Source organism: Xanthomonas sp. F14, from assembly GCF_014199865.1.
Window position 1 is genome coordinate 1796101 of record NZ_JACHOM010000001.1, and the last position, 15985, is coordinate 1812085.

Genomic DNA, 15985 nt, shown 5'->3' on the forward strand with positions numbered 1-15985 from the left:
CGAAGGCGGAAGCCCTGGCCAAGGTTCAACCGCGCGAGGCTTCGCGCGTAACCTTATCCGCCCCTGCGGGGCACCTTCTCCCGCAGGAGAAGGATCAAGTCAGGCGCCCTTGCCGAACACCCAACAAAAAAGCGGGCCGAAGCCCGCTTTTTCGTGACGCATCAACCAGCGGCGATTACTCGGCCGACGGCGGAACGCCCTCGCCTTCTTCAACTGCCTTGATCGACAGACGGATACGGCCCTGCTTGTCCACTTCCAGCACCTTGACGCGGACCAGATCGCCTTCCTTCAGCTTGTCGCCGACCTTTTCCACGCGCTCGCTGGAGATCTGCGAGACGTGCACCAGGCCGTCCTTGCCCGGCAGGATGGTGACGAACGCACCGAAGTCCATGATCTTGGCGACCTTGCCTTCGTAAATGCGGCCCGGCTCCACGTCCGAGGTGATCTGCTCGATGCGCGACTTCGCAGCTTGCGCGGCAATCGCATTGACCGAGGCGATGATGATCGTGCCGTCGTCCTGGATGTCGATCTGGGTACCGGTTTCCTTGGTGATGGCCTGGATGGTCGAGCCGCCCTTGCCAATCACTTCGCGGATCTTGTCCGGGTGGATCTTGATGGTCAGCAAGCGCGGCGCGTAATCGCTCAATTCCTGACGCGGGGTGGTCAGCGCATGCGCCATCTCGCCGAGGATGTGCAGACGGCCGGCCTTGGCCTGCTGCAATGCCTGCTTCATGATTTCTTCGGTGATGCCTTCGATCTTGATGTCCATCTGCAACGCGGACACGCCTTCGGAAGTGCCGGCCACCTTGAAGTCCATGTCGCCGAGGTGATCTTCGTCACCCAGGATGTCCGACAGCACCACGAAGTCGTTGCCTTCCTTGACCAGGCCCATCGCGATACCGGCGACCGGCGCCTTGATCGGCACACCGGCGTCCATCAGCGCCAGCGAGCTGCCGCAGACCGATGCCATCGAGGACGAACCGTTGGACTCGGTGATTTCCGAGACCACGCGGATGGTGTACGGGAATTCTTCCAGGCTCGGCATCACCGCCAGCACGCCGCGCTTGGCCAGGCGACCGTGGCCGATCTCGCGACGCTTCGGCGCGCCGAAACGACCGCACTCGCCCACCGAGTAAGGAGGGAAGTTGTAATGGAACAGGAAGTTCTCTTTGTACTCGCCCGAGACGGCGTCGATGACCTGACCGTCGCGTGCGGTGCCGAGCGTGGTGATCACGATCGCCTGGGTCTCGCCGCGGGTGAACAGCGCCGAACCGTGGGTACGCGGCAGCACGCCGGCCTTGGCGCTGATCGGACGCACGGTATCCAGTGCACGGCCGTCGATGCGCACCTTGGTGCTCAGCACCGAGCCGCGCATGGTCTGGTATTCCAGCTCGCCGAATTCCTTGGACAGGTCACCGGCAGCCCAGCCTTCGACCGTGGCGCGCGGTGCCAGCGCACCCAGCACGTCCTTCTTGATCGCCGAAATCGCGTCGCGGCGCTGCAGCTTGTCACGCACCTGGAACGCCGACGCGAGCTGGTCGCCCACCGCTTCCTTCAGCGCAGCGATCATGCTGTCGTTCTTGGCCGGAGCCACCCAGTCGGACGGCTTGGTGCCGGCTTCGACGGTCAGCTCGTTGATGATGTTGATGACCTTCTGCATCTCGCGATGGCCGAACGTCACCGCGCCCAGCATCACTTCTTCCGACAGCAGCTCGGCTTCGGACTCGACCATCAGCACCGCATTGGCGGTACCGGCCACGACCAGCTCCAGCTGCGAATCTTTCAGCTCGGTCACGGTCGGGTTGAGGATGTATTCGCCATTCTTGTAACCAACCTTCGCCGCAGCGATCGGGCCGTTGAACGGGGTGCCGGCCAGCGACAGCGCGGCCGATGCGCCGATCAGCGCGGCGATATCGCCGTCGATGTCCGGGTTCATCGACATCACGGTGGCGATGATCTGCACTTCGTTCTTGTAGTCCTCCGGGAACAGCGGACGGATCGGGCGATCGATCAGGCGCGAGATCAACGTTTCCTTCTCGGTCGCACGTCCTTCGCGCTTGAAGAAGCCGCCCGGGATGCGGCCGCCGGCGTAGAACTTCTCCTGATAATCAACCGTCAGAGGAAAGAAGTCCTGCCCTTCGCGCGCGCTCTTGGCGGCGACGGCGGTGACCAGCAGTACGGTGTCGTCGAACTTGACGATGACGGCGCCGCCTGCCTGGCGAGCGATTTCGCCCGTCTCCAGGGTGACGGTGTGCTTGCCGTACTGGAAGGTTTTGGTGATTTTTGCCACGGAGGTTTTTTCCCTTAGGTGTTGCTGTCTTCGTTGGACCGTCGTCGACCCATGCCGAGAACGGGCGGCCGGGAGGCTCCGGCCCATGAACTGCATGCTGCAGATAACGTGATGCGAATGACCAAAACAAAGCCGCGGCGCATCGCTGCGCCGCGGCGGTGTGACTCGATTAGCGGCGCAGGCCGAGCTTCTCGATCAAGGACTTGTAACGCTCGTTGTCCTTCTTCTTCAGGTAGTCGAGCAGGCTGCGGCGACGGTTGACCATCTGCAGCAGGCCACGACGGCTGTGGTGATCCTTCTTGTGGGTCTTGAAGTGACCAGTCAGCAGCTCGATGCGCGCGGTCAGCAGGGCGACCTGCACTTCCGGCGAACCGGTGTCCTGGGCGCTGCGCTTGTTGTCTTCAATAACTTTCTGGGTGTCGACGGACATGATGTTTACTCGATAGATGCGTGGTCGGCAGGAACGTGCATGACGCACCGCCGGACTCGCCGTTTGCTAGGGATGAGCGCGCTTGGCGCTGGAGGTGCCCCGATCGGGGCCGCAAAATTGTAACGTCGTGCGGGCCCGGGAACAAGTTGACTAAACCTTAACAAGCCCCTGCTTCGTTCAGTCCATTGAACAATCGCTGCGGCGACAAACGCCCCTCCGCGTCCACCAGGCCTAGCCCTGAGGGGATCCCGTCGGGTCCGAACACCGCCACCTGGCCGGTCGGGAAAGCAGGATCGCGCAGACGCTGGCCCATGCGAAAACGCGCCGCATGCGACGCATCGAGCACGATCCGCGCAAAATCGGCCAGTCCGGCCTCGATCGGCAGTAATAGCTCCTGCGCGTCGGTGCCCGCTTCCAGGGCTGCCGACAGCGCTTCCAGCGTGATCATCTGCGGCGCGCGAAACGGCTCCACCCAGAGCCGGCGCAGCGAGGCGATATGCGCACCGCAGCCAAGCACCTCGCCCAGATCGCGCGCCAGGCTGCGGATATAGGTGCCCGAGCCGCAGGTCACACGCAGCTGCAGCCGCGGCGCGGCGTAACCGAGCACATCGATCGCATGCACATCGACCTCGCGCACCGGCGCCTCGATCACCTCGCCACGGCGAGCCTTGGCGTACAGCGGCTCGCCACCCTGCTTGAGCGCAGAATAGATCGGCGCCTGTTGGCGGATGCGCCCGATAAAGGGCGTCAGCGCTGCACGCAGCGCGTCTTCGCCCAGTGCCGGCACCGCACGCTCGCGCAACACCTGACCATCGGCATCGTCGGTATCGGTGGTGACACCCAGCACGATCTCGGCGTCGTAGGCCTTGGCCGAACCGAGCAGCAGGCCGGCAATCTTGGTGGCCTCGCCCAGACACAGCGGCAGCAAGCCGGTGGCCAGCGGATCCAGGCTGCCGGTGTGGCCGCCCTTTTCGGCACGCAACAAACGGCGCGCGGACTGCAAGGCCGTGTTGGAGCTGACTCCAGCCGGCTTGTCGAGCAACAGGATGCCGTGCAACGGGCGATAGACGATACGGGGTTTCAACAGATCGGTGCTCGAAGCGGGCACTGTGCGTGCCCGTTGAAATCGGGGCCGCTGATCGACAGGCGGCGGGCCGGCAGCGCTCAGCGCTGCTCGGCGTCCTCGTCGCTGGATGCGGCCTCGGGGCCGACATCGTCCAGGTCACGCAGCAGGTTGTCGATACGCTCGCCGCGGTCGACCGAATCGTCGTAATGGAAATGCAGCTCGGGCACGTGGCGCAGCTTCATCGCGCGCGCCAGCTGCGTACGCAACTGACCGGCGATTTCCTTGAGCCCCTTGACCGCTTCGGCCGAGCGTTCCTGCTGCAGCGCGGTGACGAACACCTTGGCATGCGCCAGGTCGCGGCTGATTTCGACGTCGGAAACGCTGACCGACGGCAGGCCGTGGTCGCGCACGGCCGCGTGCACGATCGTGCCGAGGTCGCGACGCACCTGCGCCGAAACGCGGTCGGTGCGATGGAATGATTTGGTTGGCATGGTCATGGACCTGGTTGATTCGGAGGGCCAATTGGCACCGAAGCCAAAAACGGACGCGGGCGGCCATGCCGCCCTCGCCTTGCAGAACTTGCCTTGCAACTCCGCCTGGCGGAGTCCGGGCCCGCAGGCCCCGGCAGCCGTTACAGCGTACGGGCGACTTCGATACGCTCGAAGCACTCGATCTGATCGCCGGCCTTGACGTCGTTGTAAGCCTTCACGCCGATACCGCACTCGGTACCGTTACGCACTTCCTCGACGTTTTCCTTGAAGCGACGCAGCGATTCCAGCTCGCCCTCGAACACCACGACGCTGTCGCGGAGCACGCGGATCGGCTTGCTGCGCTTCACCACACCTTCGATGATCATGCAGCCTGCAACCGCGCCGAACTTGGAGCTGCGGAACACGTCGCGGACCTGCGCGATACCGATGATCTCTTCGCGGATTTCCACGCCGAGCAGACCGGAGGCCACCTGCTTCACCTGGTCGATCACGTCATAGATGATCGAGAAGTAACGCAGATCGATGCCGTTGGACTCGACGATCTTGCGGGCCGAGGCATCGGCACGCACGTTGAAGCCGATCACCGTGGCCTTGGAGGCCGCTGCCGAATTCGCATCGGATTCGGTGATGCCGCCCACGCCGGAGTGGATCACGTTGATGCGGATGTCGTCGTTGGACAACGCCACCAGCGATTGCTTGAGCGCTTCCACCGAGCCCTGCACGTCGGCCTTGATCACCAGGTTCAGCACCTGCTGGCCTTCACCCTTGCCCATCTGAGCCAGGATGTCTTCCATGCGGTTGCTGGCCGAGGCCACCAGACGCGACTCGCGACGCTTGGTTTCGCGCTGCTGCGCCACGTCCTTGGCCAGACGCTCGTCGTCGACGACCACGAAGTCGTCGCCGGCTTCCGGCACGCCGGACAGGCCGAGCACCTGCACCGGGATCGACGGGCCGGCCGAGGCCGGCTGGTGGCCGGTCTCGTCGAACAGCGCACGCACGCGGCCGTACTGGATGCCGCACACCAGGTAATCGCCACGCTTCAGCGCGCCCTGCTGCACCAGCACCGTGGCCACCGGGCCGCGGCCCTTGTCCAGCGAGGATTCGATCACGGTGCCGCTGGCGCGGCCTTCGGCCACTGCCTTGAGTTCCAGCACTTCGGCCTGCAGCGAAATCGCGTCCAGCAGCGTGTCCACACCGGTACCGACCTTGGCCGACACTTCGATGAACTGGGTATCGCCGCCGAACTCTTCGGCCACCACGTTTTCGGCCAGCAATTCGTTCTTGACCCGCAGCGGATCGGCGCCGGCCTTGTCGATCTTGTTCACCGCCACGATCAACGGGACGCCTGCCGCCTTGGCATGCGCCACCGCTTCCTTGGTCTGCGGCATCACGCCGTCATCGGCTGCAACCACCAGCACCACGATGTCGGTGATCTTGGCGCCACGGGCACGCATCGAGGTAAACGCGGCATGGCCGGGCGTATCCAGGAAGCTGATGACGCCACGGGCGGTTTCAACGTGGTACGCACCGATGTGCTGGGTGATGCCGCCGGCTTCGCCGGAGGCGATCTTGGTGCGACGGATGTAATCCAGCAGCGAGGTCTTGCCGTGATCGACGTGACCCATGATGGTCACCACCGGCGGACGCGGCGTGGCATCGCCCTGCGCATCCTCGGCATGTGCCAGCAGCGCATCCTCGAAGTCGGCATTGTCGGCACGCACGGCCTTGTGGCCGAGTTCTTCGGTCACCAGCGCGGCGGTGTCATGGTCGATGCTCTGGGTGATGGTCGCCATGACGCCCATCTTGAACAGCGCCTTGACCACGTCGCCGCCCTTGAGCGCGAGCTTTTGCGCCAGATCGGCCACGGTGATGGTCTCGCCGATCGCCACTTCGCGCACCACCGGTGCGGTCGGACGTTCGAATCCGTGCGGACCGCTGTTGCCCTGGTTGCCACCACGGCCATTGTCGTTGCCACGACGCGAGGACGACGAGCCCGGACGACCGGTCGGCTTGCCGCGCACGTTGGAACGGCGCGCACGATCTGCCGCGGACAGGTGCAACTGCCCGGCAAAACGCTTGGTCGCATCGTCGTCCTCGACACCGGCCACCATGACGTGCGAACCGCGCGTCTTGTGCTTGGCGGCATTGGAACGGTCGTCCGGACGCGCCGGCGTGGCCGGGCGCGATGCCGGCGATGCGCCAGCCGGACGGGCCGGACGCGGCGCAGACGACGGCGACGGTGCGCGTGCGGCAGGCGCTGCAGACGGTGCGGGTGCGGCAGCCACCGGCGCCGGCGCACTGGCAGCCGCAGCGGCTTCCTCGGCAGCCTTGCGCTCGGCTTCGGCGCGGTCGCGCGCAGCCTGTTCCTCTTCGCGCTTGCGCTGGATCGCCTCGTCGCGCAGGCGGTCGCTTTCGGCCAGTGCCTGCTGCTCGTCGAGATTGCGCTGACGCGAAGCGGCGAGCTTGGCCAGGATGTCGGCGCGCTCTTCGTCCGGCGTCATCGGCGCAGGACGGCCGCCGCCTTCGTTTTCGGACTTCACATAGGTGCGCTTCTGCCGCACTTCCACGTTGACCGTGGTCTTGGTGCGGCCGGCGCTGACCGTGACTTCCTGCAGCTTGCGCCGGTTGAGGGTGATCTTCTTGGCTGCTTCGCTCGCCGCTTCGGCAGGCGTCTCGGCCTTGCCATGCGTGCGACGCAGGAAGCCAAGCAGTTTCATCTTCTCGGTGCTGGTCACGACCTGGTCGGGACCGCTGAACTTCATTCCGGCCTCGGCCAGTTGAACCAGCAGTTTATCGACCGGCGTATTGACCAGTTCGGCAAGCTTGCGGATGGTGGTTTGCTGCGACATTCGGATCCTATGATCTGGTTGGCGCCCCCTCGCCCAGAGCAAGGGAAACGCTGATTCTAAGCCCTGATGGGGTCAGGGCGCGGTTCATTGCCGGCTCATTCGCCGCGCTCCAAACGGGCGATCTCCTCGGCGCGGGCCGCCAGGATCAGCGCCGCGGCGCGCTCCTGGGTCAGACCCTCGATGCCGAAGTCGACGATCTCGTCCGCTGCCAGGTCGGACAGGTCCTCGCTGGTGCGCACGCCGTGCTCGGCCAGAGCAAAGGCCGTTTCCTCGTCCATCCCCTCCAGCGCCAGCAGGTCCTCGGTGGGCTGAGTTCCTTCCAGGCCTTCTTCCTCTGCCAGCGCAGCGTTGAGCAACGCATCGCGGGCGCGGGCGCGCAACTCTTCGACGATGTCTTCGTCGAAGCCTTCCACCGCCAGCAACTCGCCGACCGGCACGTAGGCGATTTCTTCGACCGTATTGAAGCCTTCAGTCACCAGGATCGCTGCGATTTCTTCGTCCACTTCCAGGCGATCCATGAACAACTGGCGCGCGGAGGTCTGCTCGGCTTCGGACTTGGCGGCCACCTGGTCGGCGGTCATCACGTTGAGCTGCCAACCGGTCAGGCGGCTGGCCAGACGCACGTTCTGGCCGCCCTTGCCGATCGCCTGGGCCAGGCGATCTTCCGCCACGGCCAGATCCATCGAGTGCTTGTCTTCATCGACAATGATCGACTGCACTTCGGCCGGCGCCATCGCATTGATGACGAAGTTGGCCGGGTTCTCGTTCCACAGCACGATGTCCACGCGCTCGCCATTGAGCTCATTGGATACCGCCTGCACGCGCGAACCACGCATGCCGATGCACGCGCCGATCGGATCGGTGCGGGTGTCGTGCGCGATCACCGCGATCTTGGCGCGGTCGCCCGGATCGCGTGCGCATGCCTTGATCTCGACCAGGCCCTGGCCCACTTCCGGCACTTCGAGCTTGAACAGCTCGATCATGAATTCCGGCGCGGCGCGGCTGATGAACAGCTGCGGGCCACGTGGCTCGGAACGCACTTCGGCCAGATAGCCGCGCACGCGGTCGCCCGGGCGCAGCACATCGCGCGGAATGCCCTTGTCCTTGGGAATGAAGGCTTCGGCATTGCCGCCCAGATCGACAAAGATGTTGCCGCGCTCGGCGCGCTTGACCACACCGGTGATCAACTCGCCGACGCGATCCTTCCAGGCATCGACCACCTGCTGACGCTCGGCCTCGCGCACACGCTGCACGATCACCTGCTTGGCAGCCTGCGCCGCGATACGGCCGAAGTCCGGGTTTTCGATCTGTTCTTCGATGTAGTCTCCCACCTCGACGCCGTCGGCTTCGTCGACGGCATCCATCAGACGCACCTGGCGATCCGGGGATTCCATCACGACATCGTCGGCAACCACTTCCCAACGACGATAGGTTTCGTAGTTACCGTCCTTGTGGTCGATGGTCACGCGCGTCAGCACGTCCTGGTCGGGATAGCGCTTCTTCGCTGCGGAAGCCAGCGCGGCCTCGATCGCATCGAAGATCACTTCGCGCGGCACGCCCTTTTCGTTGGCCACCGCATCCACTACCAGCAAAAGTTCCTTGCTCATTTCGTCACTCCGCGCGCGGCTTGCCAGCCGCCGACTCGTTGGATGGTTTCTTCTTGTCGTGCCCGGGTTTTTTCGGGCCGGGCTTGTTCGGTTTTTGCGGGGCCAGGCCCAGGGCGACCCAATCCGGCAGGATGCGCGCCTTGTCGATGTTGTCGAAGCCGATCTGCACATCCTTGCCGTCGACGGCGAACACCACCGCATCCGTCTCGGAGTCGATTCGCACGATCTGGCCCTGGAAGCGGCGCCGGCCATCCTGCGCCAGCTTCAGCACGATCTTGGCGGACTCGCCAACGTGACGGCCGAACTGCTCCAGCGTGAACAACGGACGGTCCACACCCGGCGAGGACACCTCGAGCGTGTAGTTGCCGGTGATGGGGTCTTCGACGTCGAGCTGGGCCGAGACTTCGCGGCTCACACGCTCGCAGTCGTCGACGTTGATAACACGCTCGGGCTGTTCGGCCAGCGGCACATCGATGTACAGGCGCAATGTGGCGCCACCTGGAGCGGGAAGATATTCCACACCCAGCAGTTCCAAGCCCAAGGACTCAACCGTTGGACTCAGCAGATTCGCGATTTCGGTCGCTTTTTCGCTCACAGACTGCCCTGATCAGATGATTGCCAGTAGAACCCCGGCAACCGGCAGCAAACTTTCCGGTTCCGGAAAAAACAAGGGGCCCGATGGGCCCCTTGCGTGAAAAAAGCCCGACCTCTCAGGGTCGGCGCAAAGACGGGAACATGCGTCTTTGCGATCCAAGAAGCTGAAGGACTGCCCTAAGGCATTGCATTAAAGCAGTAATTCAAAACTTGGTAGCGGGGGCAGGATTTGAACCTGCGACCTTCGGGTTATGAGCCCGACGAGCTGCCAGACTGCTCCACCCCGCAGCAGAAGCGGAATTATGAAGAACTTGAGCGGCAATTGCAAGCCCTAGTTTTTCATCGATTGAAAACCCCGGGGGTCTTCAACGTCGCGGCAAATGATAACCGCATTGCAACAAAAACGAAACAGCAATCACGACTTTATTTCAGTCGGCCCATCAACAGTGCGTGTGCACATGTGCCGCAAGGTCATGCCACGACTGTGACTCAGGCAAGGCCTGCAAATGCACGCTGGCACCACACCATAATCGGGCTCCAGGCCAGGCCCAGCGCAAGCAACGCAAGTGCGTTGACACCGAGCACGGTACCCAGCACACGGTCGTTGTTGGCCGGCAGCGGCTCGCCCACCGGCTCATCGAAGTACATGACCTTGATGACACGCAGATAGTAGAAGGCGCCGATCACCGCGCAGAGCACACCGACCAGGGCCAGCCACAGCATGTCGCCATTTACCGCGGCGCTGAGCACCGCCAGCTTGGTCCAGAAGCCCAGGAACGGCGGGATACCCGCAAGCGAGGCCATGATGCACAGCACCAGGCCGGCCATCCACGGATTGCGTGCGTTGAGTCCCTTGAAGTCGTCGATGTTCTCGGCTTCGAAGCCATTGCGCGACAACGCGATGATCGCGCCGAACGCGGCGGTCGACATGATGGTGTAGCTCACCGCGTAGAACATCGCCGCGGCATAGCCTTCCTCGCCACCGCCGGCCACGCCCATCAACAGAAAGCCGATGTGCGAGACGGTCGAGTACGCCAGCATGCGCTTGAGGTTGCTCTGCGCAATCGCCATCAGGTTGCCGATCACCAGCGACACTGCAGACAGGCCGCCGATCAACAGATGCCACTGCGGCGACAGCGGACCCATGCCGACCTCGAGCAGGCGATACGCCATACCGAAGGCAGCGAGCTTGGGTGCAGAGCTGATGAACAAGGCGATCGGCGCCGGCGCACCCTGGTACACGTCAGGCAACCACATGTGGAACGGGGCAGCACCGAGCTTGAAGGCCACGCCGGCGATCATGAAGATGGTGCCGGTCAGCAGCAACGTGCGCTCATTGGAGCCTTCGATCGCGTCGTGGATGCCGCTCAAGCTCAGCGTCCCGGTGGCGCCGTAGACCAGCGACATGCCGTACAGCAGCAGGCCCGAGGCCAGCGAACCGAGCACGAAGTACTTCATCGCCGCTTCGGTGGCCAGGCCGTTGTCGCGATTGGAGGCGACCAATGCGTATGAGCACAGCGCGAGCAGTTCCAGGCCCAGGTACACCATCAACAGGCTGCCGGCCGAGGTCAGCAGCATCATGCCGGCGGTGGCGAACAACACCAGCACCGGGATCTCGCCCTGATAGAGATTACGTTCGCGCAGGTAGGTCCAGCCGTAGACCAGGCTCAGGCCACTGACCAGCACGATCACCGTCTTCATCACGTCGGCCGCGGTGTCGCGCACGAACATGCCGTGGAAGATCTCGCCCTGCCCGCCCGTACCGGTCGCCAATAGCGCGAACACCACCGCGAGCACGGCGACGGAGAACAGGTGGGTCCAGACCTTGTTCCGCTGGCTCACGAACAGGTCGAGCATCAGCAGTGCAAAGGCGCCGCCGATCAGCACCAGCTCCGGAACAAGCGGAGCCAGGTCAGCGGTGGTCAACGGCGCGAGCGTTGGCGTGGTCATCATCAAATCCTGGAAATCAAAACGTACGGCAAGCTGTTACAGCTTGGACGCGGCAATCTGGGTAGCCAGCTTGGCGATCGATGGTTCCATCAGATCGGTCAGCGGCTTCGGATACAGGCCCAGGGCCAGCACGCCAACGGCGAACACCCCCAGCACGAACGCCTCACGGCCATTGATGTCCTTCAGCTCGGCCACATGGGCATTGGCCACTTCGCCGAAGAACACGCGCTTGTAGAGCCACAGCGTATACGCGGCGGTGATCACCAGCGTGGTGGCGGCAGCGAAGGCAACCAGCGGATGCTTCTGGAAGCTGGCCAGGATCACCATGAACTCGCCGACGAAGCCACTGGTACCCGGCAGGCCGGCATTGGCCATGAAGAACAGCATGGAGAACGTCGCGAACCACGGCATCACGTTGACCACGCCGCCGTAATCGGCGATGCGGCGGGTATGCATGCGGTCGTACAGCACGCCGATGCAGGAGAACATCGCACCGGACACGAAGCCGTGCGAAATCATCTGCACCATCGCACCCTGCAGGCCCAGGCGGGCGGCATCGGTGCTGCCGTACTCACGGACCAGGGTGAAGGCGATGAAGGTGCCAAGGGTGACGAAGCCCATGTGCGCGATGGACGAATACGCCACCAGCTTCTTCATGTCGTCCTGCACCAGGGCCACCAGACCGACGTAGATCACCGCGATCAGCGACAGCGTGATCACCAGCCAGGCGAACTCGTGGCTTGCATCCGGCACGATCGGCAGGTTGAAGCGCAGGAAGCCGTAGCCGCCGATCTTCAACGCGATCGCGGCCAGAATCACCGAGCCGGCGGTCGGCGCTTCGACGTGCGCATCCGGCAGCCAGGTGTGCACCGGGAACATCGGCACCTTGACCGCGAACGCGATCAGGAAGGCGAAGAAGATCCAGGTCTGCTCCTTGGCGGTCAGCTGCAGCGCGTAGAGATCGGCCAGCTGGAAGCTGCCGCCCTTCAGGTACAGGTAGACCAGGCCCACCAGCATCAGCACCGAGCCGAGGAAGGTGTACAGGAAGAACTTCATCGCCGCGTAGATGCGCCGCGGACCGCCCCAGACGCCGATGATCAGGAACATCGGGATCAGCATGGCTTCGAAGAAGACATAGAACAGCATCGCGTCGGTCGCGGCAAAGATGCCGACCGTGACGCCTTCCAGGATCAGGAAGGCGGCGACGTACTGATTGACGCGCTTGTCGATCGAGCGCCAGGCGCCAATCAGGGCCAGCACCGTCACCAGCGTGGTGAGCACGATCAACGCGACCGCGATGCCGTCCACGCCCAGGTTGTAGCCGATGTTGTAGGCCGGGATCCAGGCATGCAGTTCGATGAACTGCATGGCGTCATTGGCGGTGTCGTAGCCCAGCAGCGGCAGACTCAGCACAAAGGTCGCCACCGCCACCGCCAACGATGCCCAGCGGGCAGTCTCGGCGTTGCGCAACGCAAGGATCAAGGCGCCACCGATAATCGGCAGCCAGATCAAGATAGACAGTAAAGGCCAGTTCGACACGTTTTCTTATTCCGTACAGGTCAACGCCAGAAATGCATCAGTACCGCCAACAAGGCGATCAAACCGATGATCATTGCGAAGGCGTAGTGATAGAGGAAACCGGATTGCGTGCGACGCAGCAGATTTGCAGCCAGGTCGATCAGTCGGGCAGAACCATTGACGACGACACCGTCGACCACATGGGTATCGATGGCACGTGACGCCTTGCCAAGGACCACGCCGCCACCGGCGAAGCCATTGATCCAGAGCTTGTCGAAGCCGTACTTGTTTTCCAGCAGCCACACCACCGGCGCGAACGCCTTGCGCGACTTGGTAGCCAGTTCCGGCTTCCACAGATAGAACAGCGCAGCCAGCAGCAGGCCGGCGACCGTCAGGAAGAACGGCGCCGCCATCATGCCATGCAGCGCGAAGGCGACCGGGCCATGGAACTCTTCGGCCAGTACGCCGACGGTGTCACGCGCCGGATCGTAGAAATCGACGATGCCGGTGAAGAACGACACTGCCTGCCCCTTGAGCGCATGCGCGGCGTGGTGGCCCTGCCAGTCGGTGCCGAACAGCATCGGACCGATGGTGAAGAAACCGATCGCCACCGACGGGATCGCCAGCAGGATCAACGGCAGCGTCACCACCCACTTGGATTCATGCGGCTCGTGGGCACCATGGTGGCCATGACCGTGGTCGTCGTGGCCGTGCGTATCGTGTGCATGTGCGTCGTGCGCATGACTGTCGTGCGCGTGGACCTGCGCCTCGGCATCGGTGTGCGCGCTGTCGTGATGTGCATGCGCATCGTGCGCATGGGCATCGCGGAAGCGCTCCTTGCCGTGGAAGGTCAGGAACAGAAGGCGGAAGCTGTAGAAGCTGGTCACCAGCACGCCGCCGAGCACTGCCCAGTAGCCATAGGTCGCGATCCAGCTATGCGACTCATGGGCATGGTGTGCGGCTGCCTCGATGATGGTGTCCTTGGAGTAGAAGCCGGAGAAGAACGGCGTACCGACCAGTGCCAAGGTACCGATCACGCTGGTCCAGTAGGTCACCTTCATGTACTTGCGCAGGCCACCCATCTTGCGCATGTCCTGCTCGTGGTGCATGCCGATGATGACCGAACCGGCCGCCAGGAACAGCAGCGCCTTGAAGAAGGCATGCGTCATCAGGTGGAACACGGCGGCCGAATACGCCGACACGCCCAGCGCCACGGTCATGTAGCCCAGCTGCGACAGTGTGGAGTACGCAACCACGCGCTTGATGTCGTTCTGCACGATGCCGATCAGGCCGGTGAAGAAGGCCGTGGTCGCACCGATGAACAGGATGAAGTTCAACGCGGTTTCCGACAGCTCGAACAGCGGCGACATGCGCGCGACCATGAAGATGCCGGCGGTCACCATCGTCGCGGCATGGATCAGTGCCGAAATCGGGGTCGGGCCTTCCATCGAGTCCGGCAGCCACACGTGCAACGGCACCTGCGCCGACTTGCCCATCGCGCCGATGAACAGGCAGATGCAGATCAGCGTCATGACGCTCCACTCATGCCCCGCGAACAGCTGCACCTTGGCACCGGCCATGGTGGTCGCGTTGGCGAACACGGTGGAGTAATCCAGCGAGCCGAACCACAGCAGCACACCGGCGATGCCGAGAATGAAGCCGAAGTCGCCGACGCGATTGACCAGGAACGCTTTCATGTTGGCGAACACGGCGGTCGGGCGCTTGAACCAGAAACCGATCAACAGGTAGGACACCAGACCCACCGCTTCCCAGCCGAAGAACAGCTGCAGGAAGTTGTTGCTCATCACCAGCGTGAGCATGGAGAAGGTGAACAACGAGATGTAGCTGAAGAAACGCTGGTAGCCCGGGTCTTCTTCCATGTAGCCGATGGTGTAGATGTGCACCAGCAGCGACACGAAGGTCACCACCACCATCATCATCGCGGTCAGGCGATCGACCATGAAGCCGACATGCGCCGAGTAGTTACCGACATCGAAGAAGGTGTACAGGTTCTGGTTGAACGGGCTGGCGCCCTGCTCCACCAGTTGATACAGCGTCAGGCACGACAGCACGCAGCTGACCGCCACACCCAGGATAGTGACGTATTGCGCGCCCTTGCGCCCTACCTGGCGACCGAACAGGCCGGCGATGATGCTGCCGACCAGCGGTGCAAGCACCACCGCGATCAACAGACTCTTGGAGAGAGTGATTTCCATCTACAGGTCAGCCCTTCAACGTATCGACTTCGGCCACATTGATCGTGCGGCGCGTGCGGAACAGAGTCACCAGGATCGCAAGGCCGATCGCAGCCTCCGCGGCGGCAACGGTCAGGATGAAGAACACGAACAGCTGACCGGCGGGGTCGCCAAGCTCGCGCGAGAACGCAATGAAGTTGACGTTGACCGACAGCAGCATCAGCTCGATCGACATCAGCAGCACGATGACGTTCTTGCGGTTGAGGAAGATGCCGGCCAGGGAGATGCAGAACAGCACCGCGCCCAGTCCCAGCAGGTGGCCCAAGGTAATCAAGACTTCGCCTCCTGTCCGTCGGCCGCATCCAGCTTCGGCGCGACCTGTACCGGCTTTTCAACCGCCATTTTGACCATGCGCAGACGATCGCCCGCCTTCACCCGCGACTGCTCGCCCGCATTCTGGTGCTTGATGCCGGCGCGCTTGCGCAGGGTCAGCATCACTGCGGCCACCACGGCCACGGTCAGGATCACCGCGGCGAACTCGAACGGCAGCAGGAACTGGGTGTAGAGGGTCTTGGCCAGCCAGGTCAGGTTCGAGACGTCGGCGGCCTGCGCAGCGGCGTTATCGGCCGGGAACGGTGCGGCACTGCGCGCCTTGACCCCGATCAGGGTGACCATCTGCGCCAGCATGGCAACCGCCACGATGACACCGACCGGCATGTACTTGACCCACCCTTCGCGCAGGCGGCTGGTGTCGATGTCCAGCATCATCACCACGAACAGGAACAGCACCATCACCGCGCCGACGTAGACCAGCACCAGCGTCACGCCGAGGAACTCGGCGCCGACCAGCAACCAGATGCATGCCATCGAGAAGAAGGTGAGGATCAGGCACAACACGGCGTACACCGGGTTGCGCACGCTGATCACCGCACCGGCGGACACGACCGCGACGGCGGAGAAGGCGTAAAAAGCAATAGTGACCCAGTCCATCATGA

The 15985-nt window shown here is 63.4% G+C and carries 12 protein-coding genes and 1 tRNA gene; all 13 read right to left on the reverse strand.

The window, feature by feature from the left end:
- Window positions 1-175 precede the first annotated feature (175 nt).
- Window positions 176-2290, reverse strand: a complete 2115-nt coding sequence (gene pnp, locus GGR73_RS07710) for a polyribonucleotide nucleotidyltransferase (protein ID WP_054592535.1) — start codon at window positions 2288-2290, stop codon at window positions 176-178.
- Between the two features lie 169 nt (window positions 2291-2459).
- Window positions 2460-2720: a 30S ribosomal protein S15 gene (gene rpsO / locus GGR73_RS07715; RefSeq protein WP_003485583.1), complete on the reverse strand. Its 261-nt coding sequence runs from the start codon at window positions 2718-2720 to the stop codon at window positions 2460-2462.
- A 157-nt stretch (window positions 2721-2877) separates the two neighbouring features.
- Window positions 2878-3804, reverse strand: a complete 927-nt coding sequence (gene truB, locus GGR73_RS07720) for a tRNA pseudouridine(55) synthase TruB (protein WP_104576118.1) — start codon at window positions 3802-3804, stop codon at window positions 2878-2880.
- 80 nt (window positions 3805-3884) lie between these two features.
- Complete coding sequence (gene rbfA / locus GGR73_RS07725) at window positions 3885-4277, reverse strand: 30S ribosome-binding factor RbfA (protein ID WP_024937968.1); 393 nt, start codon at window positions 4275-4277, stop codon at window positions 3885-3887.
- Window positions 4278-4417: 140 nt separating this feature from the next.
- Window positions 4418-7126: a translation initiation factor IF-2 gene (infB, locus tag GGR73_RS07730; RefSeq protein WP_054592534.1), complete on the reverse strand. Its 2709-nt coding sequence runs from the start codon at window positions 7124-7126 to the stop codon at window positions 4418-4420.
- 95 nt (window positions 7127-7221) lie between these two features.
- Window positions 7222-8733 carry a transcription termination factor NusA gene (gene nusA / locus GGR73_RS07735; RefSeq protein WP_024937970.1) on the reverse strand — a complete coding sequence of 504 codons (1512 nt, stop codon included), beginning with the start codon at window positions 8731-8733 and terminating at the stop codon, window positions 7222-7224.
- Between the two features lie 4 nt (window positions 8734-8737).
- Entirely contained in the window at window positions 8738-9328 is a 591-nt protein-coding gene (gene rimP, locus GGR73_RS07740; protein ID WP_046343329.1) for a ribosome maturation factor RimP, read from the reverse strand.
- A gap of 210 nt (window positions 9329-9538) precedes the next feature.
- Window positions 9539-9615 (reverse strand) — tRNA-Met (locus tag GGR73_RS07745).
- 201 nt (window positions 9616-9816) lie between these two features.
- Complete coding sequence (nuoN, locus tag GGR73_RS07750; protein ID WP_024937972.1) at window positions 9817-11277, reverse strand: NADH-quinone oxidoreductase subunit NuoN; 1461 nt, start codon at window positions 11275-11277, stop codon at window positions 9817-9819.
- Window positions 11278-11313: 36 nt separating this feature from the next.
- Entirely contained in the window at window positions 11314-12816 is a 1503-nt protein-coding gene (locus tag GGR73_RS07755; protein ID WP_039522180.1) for an NADH-quinone oxidoreductase subunit M, read from the reverse strand.
- 20 nt (window positions 12817-12836) lie between these two features.
- On the reverse strand, window positions 12837-15011 hold the full coding sequence (nuoL, locus tag GGR73_RS07760; RefSeq protein ID WP_184456297.1) for an NADH-quinone oxidoreductase subunit L: 2175 nt from the start codon (window positions 15009-15011) through the stop codon (window positions 12837-12839).
- Window positions 15012-15018: 7 nt separating this feature from the next.
- Window positions 15019-15324 carry an NADH-quinone oxidoreductase subunit NuoK gene (nuoK, locus tag GGR73_RS07765; RefSeq protein WP_006450557.1) on the reverse strand — a complete coding sequence of 102 codons (306 nt, stop codon included), beginning with the start codon at window positions 15322-15324 and terminating at the stop codon, window positions 15019-15021.
- The gene (locus GGR73_RS07770) at window positions 15321-15983 is read right to left on the reverse strand and encodes an NADH-quinone oxidoreductase subunit J (RefSeq protein WP_184456537.1); all 663 of its coding nucleotides are present in this window, start codon (window positions 15981-15983) and stop codon (window positions 15321-15323) included. The genes nuoK and GGR73_RS07770 overlap by 4 nt, the downstream gene beginning before the upstream one ends.
- Between the last annotated feature and the right edge of the window lie 2 nt (window positions 15984-15985).